This is a genomic window from Bernardetia sp. MNP-M8, assembly GCF_037126285.1.
Lineage (GTDB): Bacteria > Bacteroidota > Bacteroidia > Cytophagales > Bernardetiaceae > Bernardetia.
This window is the reverse complement of sequence record NZ_CP147012.1, coordinates 3069271-3084683: the sequence shown is the minus strand read 5'-3', so window position 1 is coordinate 3084683 and position 15413 is coordinate 3069271. Positions and strand designations below refer to the sequence as shown.

Genomic DNA, 15413 nt, shown 5'->3' with positions numbered 1-15413 from the left:
CTTTTTATTGTATTCCTTTTCTCTTTCATTTTTAAAAGTGCCTAAAGAAATCCTATCAAAAAATATATCTTTGGTTTCTGAATTTAATGCTCGCAAACTCTCTTTTGTTGCGAATCGCATTCAAATTTTCTATTTAGACAAAAAAGGAATTATTCAAAATACCTGTCAAGCCATTTGGCAAATCAATCAAAAGGAAGATATTGATTTTTTTGAACGCTTCACACTATTCAGAGTGCATAAAGAAGCTATTGATTTTCTATTTAAGAACACAAACAAGGAAGAAAAAAGCCTTTCTATAAATAACCTAGAACTTCTTTTTGAAGAAGAAACTTTTTTTGTAGATGCTTTATTTACCATCAAAAAAAAAACAGACAAAGATGCAACTCCTTATTTAGAATGTTTGCTAGAAGATAAAACTGATTATTATACATCATTGAAAAATGCAGAGGAAAATAAAAAGCTGCAAGAGGTGGAGTTTTTAAATGAAAAATGGCAACTGACCAAAGATACTGAACTCTTAGAAATCAACCATCAAAAAGAATTAACTGCACTCAATGAACAGTTACGAGTAGATTGGACAAACTTGTTGGCTGATAATCTCAAAAAAACGGCTACACAAAACTTTATTCAATCTAATTCTGAGTCTAATTCTGAGAAGGAATATAAAAATCATTTTGAAAATCTAGTTTCTCTATCTGATTCTTTCGAAAAGATAAGTGGTATTTGTCTTTTTCCTAAAAAAATAAAGACTTTCTTATCTGCTCAAAAAACAATTTCTTATCTAGGAAAAAATTCTATACATCAAAAACTAATTAAAAATATAGTAGAACTCGCTGGAGGAAAATTTGTAGAAATTGAGATAAACCAAAACTCGGAATTTGATTTTTCTAAAATAGATTTTATCTTTATAGAGCAGAGTTTTATTAAAAATAATACAAAAAAAGATTCATTTTCAGCCTGCCTTCTTGTCGAACCAACTTTTTTAGAAAAAGAGCAGCATTTGATAAACAATGAAACAAATTTATTGATTTATCCTTTATATCCTTTTCAGATTTGGCAACAACTACTATCCTTTACCAACACTAATACTATGAGTTACCACGAAAAAATTGATCTTTCTCAAATCTATGAAATTGTAGATAATGAGCCAATGCTTGTTCAAAGTATGTTACAAATTTTGGATAAAAATTTAAGAGAATATCCAGCACAGTTGCAACAAGAATTTAATGATGGAGAACTAGACACACTCCGTCAAACTGTTCATAAATTCAAATCATGTACAGCTTATACAGGTCTAACAAAATTTAATACAACACTTTCAGAAATAGAATCAAGTCAAGAAAACGGCTGGACAATCGCACAAATTAAAGATAAACTAGAGTTTGTCTTACAAGCTATTCCTGTTATAAAAGTGCAAGTAGAAGCAAAACTGAAAGAATTGGAGAAAGAAATGTCTTAGTATATAATTGTCAGACACTTAAAAGTGTCAGACAATTACTAAAAATCACTTAAAAACATACTTTACAGTTCCATAAATAGCTCTTCCACCATAGGCAGGAAGTGTATTTACATTATTTTGTGGTTCAACCATCATAATTTGTTGATTAAGTAAATTATCTCCATAAACAGAAAATCTGAGTTTATTAAGTGAAATAACATCAAAAAGTTCGCCTACATTTACATTCAAGTTTGCTGTCAAACGATGATAAGAATGTATTGGAGGATTTAGTTCTTTTGATAACGTGTTTCTATATGGGCTTTGTGAAACACGAGTAACACCTGACCAAAAACAATCAAAAACACCAATAGAAATTCCATTTCTAAACTTATAATCAAAACCAATTTTGGCATTTGATTGTGGAACAGCTTGTATATTTTGCGCCACATAAACTGTATCTTGATTTGAAAACGGACTTCTTATATTTAGCTCATCAAAACTATCATTTACATTTATTGATGCTGTCAATTCTAGTCTTTCAATAGGAGAATAACCTATTTCAAGTTCTATTCCTTGTGATTTTCGTGAACCACTATTTATATAATATTCAAAAGTAGGCAGGTCTTCATCTTGTGCTGCTTGTTGAGAACGAACAATCAAATTTTGTTGATTATTGTAATAATAAGTAAGCGAAGTAGAAAAACGTTTGTTTAAATCTTTAAAAGAAAGATTTAGTTCAGTTGTACGAATTTTTTCAGGTTCTAGATTTTCGTTTCCAAAAACAAAGTTTACACGAATAAGACGCTCTATTGCAGAACCATTTCTAAATGCTTCACTATATAAAAATTTTGCTGTAAACTCTTCTGAAAGATTAGCAATGACACCTAAGCGAGGAACAAAATCAATATCTACATTAGGAGCTTTATTAAACTGTCCTCCAGCTACTAACTTAAGTTGAGGAATAATTCTATAATCAGCTTGAGCATACAAAGAGTAATAAATTTCATTGTAGGGTTCAATAATAAAAGGAGGATTTGGATTTTTACCAATATTTGAATTATAGATATTAAAAGAACCAAAACCGACAGCTTCAAAAGGTTGTTCTGCTGTTTTTTCTTGCTTCAAACTAACAGGAAAAGTTTGCTCTCCAGAAGCCTGATTAATCAGTCCACCTACTACAAAATTTCCTTTCTTGCCTAAATCTACAGAAGAGAAAATTTCGCCCAAAACGTCTGTAGCACTCGTAACTGCAATATCATCAAGGGCATCTTCTGCTGTTTCTCTAAAAATATTGTGATTCAATGTAACGTTTGCATTCAAAGACCACCCCTCCAAAATATCAATTTTATATCCTGCGTCTGCAAAAGTTAGGTTATGAATTCCATTATAATCTTTATAACTAAAAGTGGTATCATTTCCATTTATAATATCAAACGCTGACCAAGCACCAGCAAAATACATAGCTCTTTGTGTAACTTGTCCATTGTAGGCTTGAATCTTGAATTTTTTGTATTCTAATTGTGCATTAAGTCCATATCCATTTTCTTGCATTTTAATAGTGCGAGTGACTTGAGGAATTCCATCTGTTGCTGTAAAATCCCAGCCTTTTTCTTGAATAACTTGTCCTGATAAAGACAGTTTAAAATTTTCTTTTTTAAATCCTTTTGTAATACTTGTCTGCAATCTACCAAAGCCTCCTCCTTGTATATTTACACTTAGAGGTTCTTCACCTGTTGATTTCGTGATTACGTTTATTACTCCTAAATATGCTCCTGTTCCATATAAAACCGAACCTGCTCCATGTATAATTTCAATACGTTCGATGCGCTCAATCGGATACATTAAATTAAAAGCCATGCGCAGACCTCCACTACTGTTGTCTCTAATTGGTCTTCCATCAAGCAAAATCAAAACTCGGCTACTATAATGTACTGTTGCATCGCCACGTAAGGCAATCATATTATCAGGAATAAATCCAGAACCAGCCACATAAATCCCTGTAACCCTTCTGAGTAAATCCAAAATATTGGTAGCTCCATAGTTCTCAATATCTTTTTTATAAATTACTGATACTACAGAAGGAGCATCTTCTATACGTTCAGATTTCTTAGAAGCTGTTGTGACTAGATTTTGATTATCTAAACGAGTGAGTTCGTCTAAAGAAAATTTATAAAGTAAATTTTGTAAACTATCTTGAGTAGTAGTTTGGGCAAAACTAGAATTTTGAAATATAAATGACAAAATGAAAAAAAGAATTAGACATCTTTTATAAAGAACTATTTTTAAAACTAAGTTCATTTGGTATATTTTTCAGCGTAATAATTTATAAAGTTTCCGTTTTTCTAATAATTATCAAAGCAAATTAATCACAAAATCAAGAAAGAAAAAAGGTTTAATTATTATATTTTGGCAAACAAGTGAAATAATTGACTAATTCACCTATAAAATTGAATTAAAAAAAGGTTTTCTTAAACTCATCACTCACTATTTTCCAAATTTGCTTAAAAGAAGCATACGGAGTTCCATCTTTTTTATTCTGACAACTAATTACTTGAATAATTTTCATGTGCCAAAAAATATCCTTGTAAGCCTTTAAAATTGGCATTTTTGGATCGTAAATATGAGCTGGTTCGGAAGCTACACCATTTACTTCCATTATTTTAATTCCTTTTCCTTGTTTAAAATCTTCTAGCGAAGAAACTTTTATATCGAATCTTCCATAATAGTAATTTTCTAATGGCTTCATTATTTCATCAAAAGTAGTTAAATTTTTTTCTGTAATGTATTTATTTCCGTCCAAAAATTTTGTTCCTCTGCAATGGTTTCCAATAGGTTCTAAAACGATTTTTTCATCTTTTGGCAATATCATATTCCATTCTTGGGCAAACTCTTTTTCTAATCTTTTCTTTTGAAATCTTGCTCTATCAGAGTCTTCAATAAGTGCTTCCAAAGTTTTTTTCCCATTACCTGTTACGGTCAAAAATTCTTTTTGTACAATAGAAGTAATTGCAGAATTTTTGAATTTCTTTAAACGTCCTTTATTTTGATTATTATTATTTAGCTCATTTACTTTGCATTTCAAATTATTTGGCAATCTATAATACAAAACTCCTAATTCTATTGGTTCTTTCAAAAATTCTTGAATAATAAAATCAGCTTCATTTTCCTGCATGTATTCCTTCAAATAATCTCTTAATTCTTCAAAGGATTCTATTTTTTCTACACCTTTTCCACGCTCTCCTACTTCAGGTTTTATGATAAAAGGAAGTTCAATTTGTTTTTTTTCTATTTCAGATTTAACAATTTCAAATTCCGAATTATGCTTAAAATAAAGCGACTTGGGAAGATATTTATTATCTAAAAGTTTGAGAATATCTTGTTTGGGTTGTCCTTGCATTCCACTCAAAGGAACAGCAGGATTGACAGAGGTAAAATATGCCAACGAACCCGAACGCAAAGCCAAGTACAAACCGTAAGGTACTGTAGGCAAATAGAAAAACCAAAATGACCAATATTCAAAATTAGTCAGTTTTATCCACCATAAAGGTTTTTTCATGTTATAATGATGTCATCAGTGGAGACACCGACAACGGCTAGTTACTAAAAAGTAGAAATAATTTTAATTTAATTCGTAATTGGCTTCGCCTCTTTGGCAAGTCGTAATTTTTAATTCTTAATTACTTCTTGATGTTGAAGTGTTGCATACGCCACGCCAAAATCGTCAGCCACTTTCACATGAGGAAATTCATTTTTGACAGCAATTTTGATAATTGCAAAATGATGAATGGTATGTTCTAATACATATAAAAGTTCTCTTTCGACAGTAGAAGTCAGTTTTACTCTTTGATGTGGAAGTGTTGCAAAAAGTTCTAATTCTACATCTTTGTCTAAGTTTAGTAGTGTTTCAGCAATAAGATTTGAAGTTTCTAATGCCTTCTCTGTATAGTTTTCTAATTCAAGATTACGTTTTCGTGCATCATAGTCTATTGACTTATTTTCTATTCCTGTAAACAGACATGTATAAAATTCTAAAATATGTCTGACATGTTTTCCTATTGTATTTTGAGAAATTATAGGTAAAGGTTGAGCATATTCTTTATCTGAAAGTTGATTGAGAAGATCTTTGAGCTGCTTCAAAACAGCTATATTCGAATGATTCATAAAAGATTTTTTTGAGATAAAAGTGTCATTTTTATTATTTCCCCAATGCTTGGTAATTATTAAACATCTTATAAACTATGAAAAACCCTTTTTAAAATTGATTCTTACAATCAAATCAGTTAAAAAGGGTAATTATATTTCTGTAAAAATACAGAAAGTATAAGAATTAATAACATTTTAGAAACTAATCTAACTAAAAAGTATGCAAAACGAATAGTATTACTTCAAAATACTGTAATCGTTTTTAATTATTGGAATTAGTTTTTTACTTCCAAATCAATAAATACTTTTACATCATCAGATAGAATCCAGCTAGAACCTCCTACTTTGAAATCTCTTCTATCTATTTCAAAAGAACCATTTAGTTTATAGCCTGTACTTGTTTTGCTATACGAAAAAGGAAATGAAACTGCTTTTGTTGTTCCTTTTAAAGTAAGATTAAATGTTGCTTTGTATTTTCCATCACTTATTTTTTCTACTTTTGTTGATTTCATCGAAATTTTCGGATGTTTTTCTACACCAAAATATTCTTCTTCTCTCAAGTGGTTATCTCGTGTTCCATTATCTGTATCAATGGTTTTTGCATCAACACTCACATCAAATTTACTCGCTTCAAGATTGTCAGGGTTAAAGTCAACTGTTCCTTGAAAACCTTTAAAACTTCCATCAACGCCAATTCCTGCATTTTTGATTTTGAAAGTAATAGAGGAAACAATTGTCTGATTTACTTTATTTGTAGTATTGATAGTTTCTTCAATAGTAGAAGAGTTTGAAAATGTAAATCCGAACATAAAAAGGAGGATAAGAGGAAGAAATAAAATATTATTTTTCATAATGTAAACTGAATTAAGCTAAAAAAAAATGATTAAAAGTATTGTTTTGAATTATCTAATTATACTCAAAAACAAAATTTATATGCTTTTGATTTTCCCCTTTTATTATTGTCTGATAAAGTAATTTACCATTACTGTACCTAAAAACACAATTTTGACTTTATTTTTTTACAAAAACTCTTAAAAGATAGTTTTGTTTTAATAAAAATCACTTGCCAATCAAATTTATATAATCGTTCAAAACTCTGAGAAACCACAAAGATTGAGATATATCTTATGTCTTTATTTATACTTTCTTGTTTAATCGTTAAGTAACGCTAGTTACTATGAATTATCTTTTTAAAGTTGTAAAATTGGCTTTTTTTAATAAAAATGATAAATTGGTCTTAGTAACTTTAAATCTACTATTTTTGCTTACAGTACTGGACATGGTTTAATTTAGGTTGTATTTTGAATTTTGTAGTTTTTCGATAATTGAACTATTTTTTTTATTATTTGGTCTATGGAAGTAGCGTAAAATACTACTTTTCCGTACCCCATTCTAAATACAGATTCATAAAAAGATTCATTGTCTTTTTTTACTCTCTGTTTTGTTTTTACTCCTTCTAAGATACAGAGTAAAAAAGATGCAATTACTAATGCCATTAAAACACGAATTTTTCTTGGATTTACCATTCCTACCTCCTCTAAATGAAATCCATTTGTTTTCAAATGTTTAAATAAACACTCTATTTTCCATCTTAAATAATAGATAGCACTAATCTTTTCTTTTGTTAAACGATATTTGTTGGTTAATAAAATGACAAATTTTTCACTTTCTTTTGCTGCTTGCCCATTATAAGAAATAACTATTTTTAGTTTTTTTGCAAAGTCAGTTTCAAATTCTTGACTTACTAATTTGCCTAATTTAGCTTTTTTAAGCAAACTGTGGTACTTTTTAACCTCTAATTGATAATCTCCTTTACAAAGCCGAATAATATAAGTATATCCTTGTTCTTCTAAATACCTAAACCAAACTCTACCTTTGTATTCTCTATCAGCTAAAATTGTAAATCTTTTCAAAAAAGGATATAACAGTAAAGCTGATGCTAATAAACTTTTACGATGAGCCAAAGTAGAACTGCCTTTTCGTTCTAAATTTATCCAAAAAATAGGAATAGCCATTTTTCTATAAATAACACTTAATACCAAAACGTGATACGTATATTCGCCTAACTGCCAAACACTACCATCCATAGCTAGATAGAAAATTTCTTTTTTTACCTTCTTCCTATTTAAAAAAGAACCTATACTAAAAACTAAAATCAACTTCCAAAGTGTTTTTTGGACATAAACATCCAAAAAATAGCGAGTAAGACGCTTATAATGAGAATTAATTTGAACAGTAGGAGAATTTAAAAAAATACCTACTTGGTTTTTTAACTTGTTTAAATTAACTGTTTCTTTTATCAGAATACAGCTAATAAGCAACAAAGTAGTATGAACATGATGAATAGGAATATCTGAAAATTCCTTTGTATATTTGTTCAACAGGACGGAATAGAGCTTTTTGGTTTTCACACTTCTAAATTAACTCTTTCTGTCCTTTCTTTGTCAAAAATTTAACTCATGTCCAGTACTGTAATTTTTGCTAGATAAAACATAAATTCAAAATCAATAATTATGGCAAGAGATAAAAAGAAAAAAAGAATTTCAACAGATGGAAGTGGTGGTGGAATGGTATTTTCCACAAATCCAGATTTTGAATTTCAAGAACAAGAGGAAATAGAAACACTTCCAAACGAAGAGCAAAGACTAAAAGTAAGTCTAGACCGTAAAAGACGAAAAGGTAAAACGGTTGTTTTGATAGAAAATTTTGAAGGAAAAGAAGAAGATTTAAAAGAATTAGCCAAACAACTCAAAAATCATTGTGGCGTGGGTGGTTCTGCAAAAGATGGAGAAATAATAATTCAAGGCGAACTATTAGACAAAGTAAAAAATTTTCTTAAAGAGAAAGGATTTAAAGGAATGTAAATTATTTCAACCTTAAAATTGATGTAAAAAACAGCCCAAACATTAAAATATAGATATTTTAATGTTTGCCTGCTATTTGACCTCAAAATATAAAGTCAGAAAGTGTAAAATGCTCTAAACAAAAAACCTATAAGGATTTCAGAACTGACAAGAGCAAAGCTAATCCTTATAGGTTTAAAAATGCGATTTCAAAAAGACGTTGATAACAGTCAGTAATCCGATCTTAGCAAGCGTCAAATCTATTTAGACAAAATTCTATATAATTCATTGTTTAGATAATACTGTTTACCTCCTATGTTTTTCTTTTCTAATACTCGTAAATCTGATAAGGTATTTAGGTATTTTCTTGCAGTACCTTCAGCATAGAGTCCCCCACCTACCAAATGTGATACCTTAATAAAGGGTTGCATAAATAGAAATTCTGAAAGTTTTTCTACATCTTTAAACTTGCCCTCGCTACTTATATACTCTAAAATCGAATTTTTAGATAGTACAATATCATTTATCATATCAAAAGTATTATTTGAAGTTACTTCTATTGCCTTCAACATAAAAAGTAGCCAGTTTTTCCAATTCCCTCGCTGTGAAACACCCATTATATTTTCATAATAATCGTCTTTGTGTGCAAGAATATATTTACTTAAATATAATATAGGGAAGTCAAGTAAACCCTTATTAGTTAAGTAGTGAATATTAAAAATTCGTCCTGTTCTACCATTTCCATCAGTAAATGGATGAATTGCTTCAAACTGAAAATGAGCTATAGCCATTTTTAATAAGTGGTCTATTTTATATTTTTCATCATCATTAACAAAATCAATCAAATTGTCTAATTTACTCTCAATTACTCCTTTTCCACGAGGAGGAGTGTAAACTACCTTACCAGCATTTGCACCAGTTCCTCCTTGTTTGATTACTGTATTTGAAAAAGGTAATCTTATTTCATCTGTAGTCTGTTTTATTTGTTGATACACTTGAATAAAATACTTTCGTGTAAATAAATTTTCTTTTTGTAAATAATTATATCCAGACCATAGAGCTTCTCTATATCTCAATACTTCTTTAGGTGCTGATTTGGTATTTGATTCGCTATTTTTTTCACTATATGCTTTATATAATTCATCATCAGTAGTAAAAATATTTTCAATAGCAGTAGAAGTTTTTGCCTCTTGCAAACTTATCGTATTGATAAGCAAGCCCTGATTAGGTATAACAGCACTTCTTCCGTGAAGTCTTGCTAGAGCAGCTTTAGCATTTCCTAACTTTTCAAGAATTTCGATAGTTTTGTACAATTCCTCTTTAATTGGTAATGGTGGTAAATCATTCCAAGGTATATTTCTATCTGGGTTTATAGAATAAAGTAATTCTGGCATTAAAATAACTGATTTTTAATGTTTGGTAAAATATTTACCTCAAAGGTACGTTTTTTTTTGAAGTAAACATTAAAAAAGCAATATTTTAATGTTTGGTCAGTATTTTACGTCAAAGTTGATGTAATTGAGAGAGTATACATCAAAAAATTGTTTTTTTAAGGTATGGTTAGTATTATGACATTAAAAATGATGCGCTTAAATGAGCAAACATTAAAATATCGCTTTTTTAATGTTTGCTTCCTATTTAACCTCAAAACAAAAAACCTATAAGGATTCTGAAATCCTTATAGGTTTGGAAAAAACTTTGCTGGTGTCCCCACCGACGACATTATTTATACTTTATATATCAAATTTAATTCCTTGAGCTAAAGGAAGTTCTGTTCCATAATTGATTGTATTTGTTTGGCGACGCATATATACTTTCCAAGCATCAGAACCTGACTCACGTCCTCCACCAGTATCTTTTTCACCACCGAAAGCACCACCAATTTCTGCACCTGATGTTCCGATATTTACGTTTGCAATTCCACAATCAGAACCCCAATGCGCTAAAAATCCTTCTGCTTCTAACATATTTTTAGTAAAGATAGAAGAAGAAAGTCCTTGACGAACATCATTTTGCATAGCAACTGCATTTTCTACATCGCCTGAATATTTCAATAAATATAAAATTGGTGCAAACGTTTCTTCTTGTACCATTTTGTATTCATTTTTGGCTTCTACGATGGCAGGAGTTACATACGTTCCAGAAGAATATTTTTCGCCTTCTAAAACTTCACCACCACAGATAAGTTTTCCACCTTCTGCTTGAACTTCTTTAAGAGCATTTTCAAAACCTTTAACGGCATCTTTGTCGATAAGTGGTCCTACTAAAGTTCCTTGTTCTAATGGATTTCCGATAGGAAGTTTTGCATACGCATTAACTAAACGTTCTTTGATTGTATCATAAACAGAATCATGCAAAATCAAACGACGAGTAGATGTACAACGCTGTCCACACGTTCCAACAGAACCAAAAATAATAGCACGAATTGCCATTTCCAAATCAGCTTCTGGAGTAACAATAATTGCATTGTTTCCACCTAATTCCAATAAAGAACGACCCAAACGCTGTCCTACTGCTGCGCCAACTGATTTACCCATACGAGTAGAACCTGTTGCCGAAACCAAAGGTACACGCTCATCTTCTGCCATTGCTTTTCCGATAGTTGCATCACCAATAATTACAGAGAAAATTCCTTCTGGAACATCATTCGCTTTCAAAACATCTGTAATGATATTCTGACAAGCAAGAGCTGTAAATGGAGTTTTTTCAGATGGTTTCCAAACTGAAGCATCGCCACAAGTAGCTGCCAACATCGAATTCCAAGCCCAAACAGCAACAGGAAAATTGAATGCTGAAATAATTCCAACTACACCAAGTGGGTGATATTGGTCATACATACGGTGTTTCGGACGTTCAGAGTGCATTGTAAAGCCGTGAAGTTGGCGAGAAAGCCCGACAGCAAAATCACAAATATCAATCATTTCTTGAACTTCGCCCAAGCCTTCTTGATAGATTTTACCCATTTCATAACTTACCAATTTGCCTAAATTATCTTTGTGCTTACGAAGAGCCTCTCCTATTTGACGAACAATTTCACCACGAGCAGGAGCTGGAAGTGTACGCCATTTTTTGAATCCTTCTTGTGCCGTTTTGATTACTGTATCATAATCTTCTTTTGTTGCCATATCAACTGAAGCGATAAGTTTTCCGTCAGCAGGAGAATATATTTTTCTAGTTTCTCTTGAGCCAGTAGAAGCCCAATTTAAGCCTGTTGAATAACAAGCATTGTGTTCTTTTATTCCTAATTCGTTCAATACATTTTGTATCGAAGATGTTTCTGTCATTGTTGCCATAGTGTTTCTCTATTGGTTTTGAATGTGTAGTTTATTCTAATTTTTTACAAAGAAACAAAAACCATTTTTGATTTAGAAATTTGAGGAAGGTTTGAGATTTTATTTTTCTTTTTGTTCCAATAAAAACAAAGGACGAACACGAGAAGGATTATAATTATGATTGGTCATTCGTTCTATCAATACTGTATCATTTTCATTTTTGACAGATAAAAGCATTCTTTGATAATCTATTTCTTTGAGCAAAAAATAATTCAAACCCAAACGTTTTACTTTTTCAGTATCCTTTAGATAATACTCAAATTCTTCTTTTCTGATGTGCGTAGCCAAACGATACAGACTTCCTTCTGAAATCTCCTCTTTTAATGTAGGCTCTGGAAGCCAAGGTAATGCATCAATTTTAGTTCTGAAAGTAAAATATTCAGCAAACGATTTGTGTAAAATCAACAATTTGACTTTTGACTCTAATCCATAACTTTGTTTTTCAAAATTATCTGTTATAACTTTATAGGTTTGATTTGTTGGTTCGTGAAGAGTTGGTTTGTAAGATTGTGAAGAGAAAAAAGAGAGGATAATTAAAAATAAAGTAGCACAGACTTCCAGTCTGTGTAAAAAAATAATATTGTAGTTTAATTTACTGAACAGGCAAGATGCCTGTTCTACCAAAACAGGAATCAAAACCACCCACAAAACACCAAAAAGCATAAACAATCTAAAACTAACTCCTTCCAAATCCCATTTCAAGACAGGCAAAAGAAGTAATGAAAGTATAATTGCAGTTACTTTGTGAAATAGAGTTATTTTATTTCTATCAAAAAGAAGTGTAACTAAACAAAAAAGCACTACAAAAATTGAAATTATAATTTCTATTCTCCAAAAAACAGAAATTCGTTCATTTCCAAAACTCTCCCAAAACTTATATGGCACAAATGAAAATCCACCCAAAGCATCGTGTATTCTTCGCCATTGCGACCAATATTCTGTCAAATCTATTTTTAAAAAACTTATTACAATTAAAATCAAAATTCCTATAAAAATGAGTTTGATTTGATTGATTTTAGCTAAAAAAAAGACTCCAAACCAAAGAAAAGTAATAAAGAAAGTGAGTTTGTGAGAGAAATAATTGAGAATCAGAACAAATACTAAAAGTATAATTTGATAAATTAGATTTCTGTGTTTTGATGAAAATTCTTTAGGAAAAACTAGCCAAAACAAAATCAAACTAATAATTCCCAACAGATTTTTAGGATATTGAGATACAAAATAGGTCAGATGAGGACTACATAAAATCATAATTCCTACAAAAAGAGCCATTTTTTTAGTAGAATATTTTTGAATCAAAACAATAACTAAAAATGTAAAAACTCCTACCAACACAGAAATTCCAACTTTATAAGCCACCACATAATCTTGAAATAAAAAATAAAATCCTGTCAAATACCAATAAATAATAGAAGGATCATTTGTATGTGCATTTCCTGTTTCGGCTAAAGACTGCATTTGTACCAAATAAAAATAACCATCCCAACCGTTTGCAAAATCGGTTTGAAAAAGCGCATAACCTCTTAAAAATGAACTTAGTAAGCTGATTAAAAGAATAGAAAGTAGGAAGTATAGATTTTTGTACGTTTCGTAATTTCTGTAAAAAGTAGATTTCATTAGTAGAAGATTATCCTAAAAAGAATGTTTTTTGAGATTTTTTATAAGTCATTTTTTGAGTAAGTTGAATAAAGTTAGCAACTTGTTTGTATTTTTGATGAAACACAAAAAAAATTATGCAAGAATTAGATATACAAGCCATTCGTCAGTTCGGAAATATAGAGTTTTTGGCTCGCCAAGTAGTAGAAGGATTTATTTCAGGACTTCATAAATCACCTTATCACGGTTTTTCAGTAGAGTTTGCCGAACACCGTCTTTATAATACTGGAGAAAGCACTCGTCATATTGATTGGAAAGTCTATGCACGAACCGACAAACTTTTTGTAAAACGCTATGAAGAAGAAACCAATTTGAGAGCACAGCTTTTGATTGATGTTTCGCCTTCTATGTATTATCCACGAGAAGGCAAGTACGAAAATGGCAAAATCACTTTTTCAATTATGGCTGCTGCCTCTATCGCTTATATGCTTCAAAAACAGCGTGATGCTATCGGTGCGACCACTTTTTCGGATAAATTAGAGCTTCAAACGCCTATAAAAGCGACTTCAAAACATATTCACACACTTTTTTTGGAGTTTCAGCGACTTTTAGATGCTCCAGCTCCCAACAATAAAAAAACATCGACAGCAAAAGTGTTGCACGAAATAGCAGAGCGATTACACAAACGTTCGTTAGTCATTATTTTTAGTGATATGCTAGACAATATGAACGATACTGATGAGCTTTTTGCAGCTCTTCAACACTTAAAACACCGTCACCATGAAGTTTTATTATTTCATGTAAAAGATTCAAAAACAGAAACTGAATTTGATTTTGAAGACCGTCCTTATATTTTTACAGATGTAGAAACAGGCGAAAAAATAAAACTTCAACCTGCTCAAGTTAGAGAATATTATCGTGAACAAACCAAAGCCAAAGAACAAGCTCTAAAACTCAAAAGTGGACAATATAAAATTGATTTTGTAGAAGTAGATATTCGTCAGCCAATGGATAGAATCCTTTTACCTTATCTGATAAAACGAGCTAAAATGAAGTAACTAAAAATTATGAATACATATAAATTTGTCGAAGAATTAAATGATTTACGAGATTATTTTATTTTAGCTGATCCGTTTACACTCTTAGATTATAAAAAAGAAAATAATTTGCCTGATAATTTAATTTCTAATTTTACGACTACAGATTTTGGAGATAAAGTAGTTGAAAAAGGTAAAATGATTGCGCTTGCTAGAATCCAAAATTATCCTTATACGATTTGTTTCAATTTAACAGGTAAAAATATTGAATTAGAAAAGGCTGAAAACAATATACAAATACGTCAAGACGGATATTTATTAGAAGTAACACAAGGAAAAATTTGTCTTTTCACTATTCCTTATTTACATAAATTTAATTTAGAAACTATTGAAAGGTTATTAGTCTTTAGAAAAGCACAAATTGAAATTTCTAATGGTTTATATTCTGTTTCTATATTAGCAGGACAGACTCAGCAAAAATATGGGAAAGAACCTACTTTAGAGTTTGTTATTTTGCCTGTTACTGAACAAACTCAGTTTACAGCAATTTTAAATACTTCTTTTAGTATAAGAAATGACCAGTATTAAGAAATATCTCACTCACTTAGTTTTTTCAAAACACTGACTAATAAAATTTCTACTTCTGAAATAGAAATATCAAGTAAAAGAGCTATTTTTTCATTGTTCCAACCCAAAATATGATGCAATAAATAAGGTAGTTTGTCTTCAAAAGAAAGTTGATTTATTTTTTGCCAAATCTGACTATCATATATGCTTTCTAAAAAATCAAGATTTAATTCTTCTACTAAATATTCTTTTCTATTTTCTTCGTCTTGTAGCTTATTATTGAGTAAATAAAATATTTCTTCCTGCCATTTTTTGGGTGTATTTTTATAGGCTTCTGCTATCAAATCAGAAATTTTGCTTTGAGAAACATGTAAAAGAATCAATGTTTGAATACTATTTTTTAATTCTTCGTTTTGAGTAGAAAAAGGAGAGTTTGACATTTTTTTTAATATTTTTG

13 protein-coding genes are annotated in these 15413 nt (G+C 30.3%); 4 read left to right on the top strand and 9 right to left on the bottom strand.

Translation table 11 applies throughout. From position 1 onward, the window contains the following. Positions 1-37: 37 nt before the first annotated feature. Entirely contained in the window at positions 38-1459 is a 1422-nt protein-coding gene (locus V9L04_RS12610; protein WP_338790168.1) for an Hpt domain-containing protein, read from the top strand. A 45-nt stretch (positions 1460-1504) separates the two neighbouring features. Here the strand turns inward: V9L04_RS12610 and V9L04_RS12605 are convergent, their stop codons facing one another. The 5 genes from V9L04_RS12605 to V9L04_RS12585 all read right to left on the bottom strand — a co-directional run bounded on the left by V9L04_RS12605 (position 1505) and on the right by V9L04_RS12585 (position 7962). After that, entirely contained in the window at positions 1505-3679 is a 2175-nt protein-coding gene (locus tag V9L04_RS12605) for a TonB-dependent receptor (RefSeq protein WP_338790167.1), read from the bottom strand. 211 nt (positions 3680-3890) lie between these two features. After that, positions 3891-4994, bottom strand: coding sequence for a hypothetical protein (locus V9L04_RS12600; protein WP_338790166.1), 1104 nt, complete (start codon positions 4992-4994; stop codon positions 3891-3893). Between the two features lie 110 nt (positions 4995-5104). After that, on the bottom strand, positions 5105-5599 hold the full coding sequence (locus tag V9L04_RS12595; protein ID WP_338790165.1) for a DinB family protein: 495 nt from the start codon (positions 5597-5599) through the stop codon (positions 5105-5107). Positions 5600-5856: 257 nt separating this feature from the next. Beyond that, positions 5857-6432: a YceI family protein gene (locus V9L04_RS12590; RefSeq protein WP_338790164.1), complete on the bottom strand. Its 576-nt coding sequence runs from the start codon at positions 6430-6432 to the stop codon at positions 5857-5859. 438 nt (positions 6433-6870) lie between these two features. Continuing rightward, positions 6871-7962, bottom strand: coding sequence for a transposase (locus V9L04_RS12585; protein ID WP_338790163.1), 1092 nt, complete (start codon positions 7960-7962; stop codon positions 6871-6873). Positions 7963-8094: 132 nt separating this feature from the next. Between V9L04_RS12585 and V9L04_RS12580 the strand changes: the two genes are divergently transcribed. Further along, positions 8095-8445, top strand: coding sequence for a translation initiation factor (locus V9L04_RS12580; RefSeq protein ID WP_338790162.1), 351 nt, complete (start codon positions 8095-8097; stop codon positions 8443-8445). A gap of 239 nt (positions 8446-8684) precedes the next feature. Here V9L04_RS12580 and V9L04_RS12575 read toward each other — a convergent pair whose 3' ends face one another. The 3 genes from V9L04_RS12575 to V9L04_RS12565 form a co-directional block, all read right to left on the bottom strand. Next, positions 8685-9818, bottom strand: a complete 1134-nt coding sequence (locus tag V9L04_RS12575) for a Fic/DOC family N-terminal domain-containing protein (RefSeq protein ID WP_338790161.1) — start codon at positions 9816-9818, stop codon at positions 8685-8687. 339 nt (positions 9819-10157) lie between these two features. Continuing rightward, the gene (locus V9L04_RS12570; RefSeq protein ID WP_338790160.1) at positions 10158-11717 is read right to left on the bottom strand and encodes an aldehyde dehydrogenase family protein; all 1560 of its coding nucleotides are present in this window, start codon (positions 11715-11717) and stop codon (positions 10158-10160) included. Between the two features lie 99 nt (positions 11718-11816). After that, entirely contained in the window at positions 11817-13373 is a 1557-nt protein-coding gene (locus V9L04_RS12565; protein WP_338790159.1) for a hypothetical protein, read from the bottom strand. 113 nt (positions 13374-13486) lie between these two features. On the opposite strand from V9L04_RS12565, the gene V9L04_RS12560 reads away from it, so the two are divergent. Together V9L04_RS12560 and V9L04_RS12555 are read left to right on the top strand one after the other, a co-directional pair. Continuing rightward, entirely contained in the window at positions 13487-14410 is a 924-nt protein-coding gene (locus V9L04_RS12560) for a DUF58 domain-containing protein (RefSeq protein WP_338794201.1), read from the top strand. Between the two features lie 9 nt (positions 14411-14419). Beyond that, positions 14420-14977: a hypothetical protein gene (locus tag V9L04_RS12555; RefSeq protein WP_338790158.1), complete on the top strand. Its 558-nt coding sequence runs from the start codon at positions 14420-14422 to the stop codon at positions 14975-14977. Positions 14978-14985: 8 nt separating this feature from the next. On the opposite strand, the gene V9L04_RS12550 is transcribed toward V9L04_RS12555, so the two are convergent. After that, a complete protein-coding gene (locus V9L04_RS12550) occupies positions 14986-15396 on the bottom strand; it encodes a sigma factor-like helix-turn-helix DNA-binding protein (protein ID WP_338790157.1) in 411 nt (136 codons plus the stop codon). Positions 15397-15413: the final 17 nt, after the last annotated feature.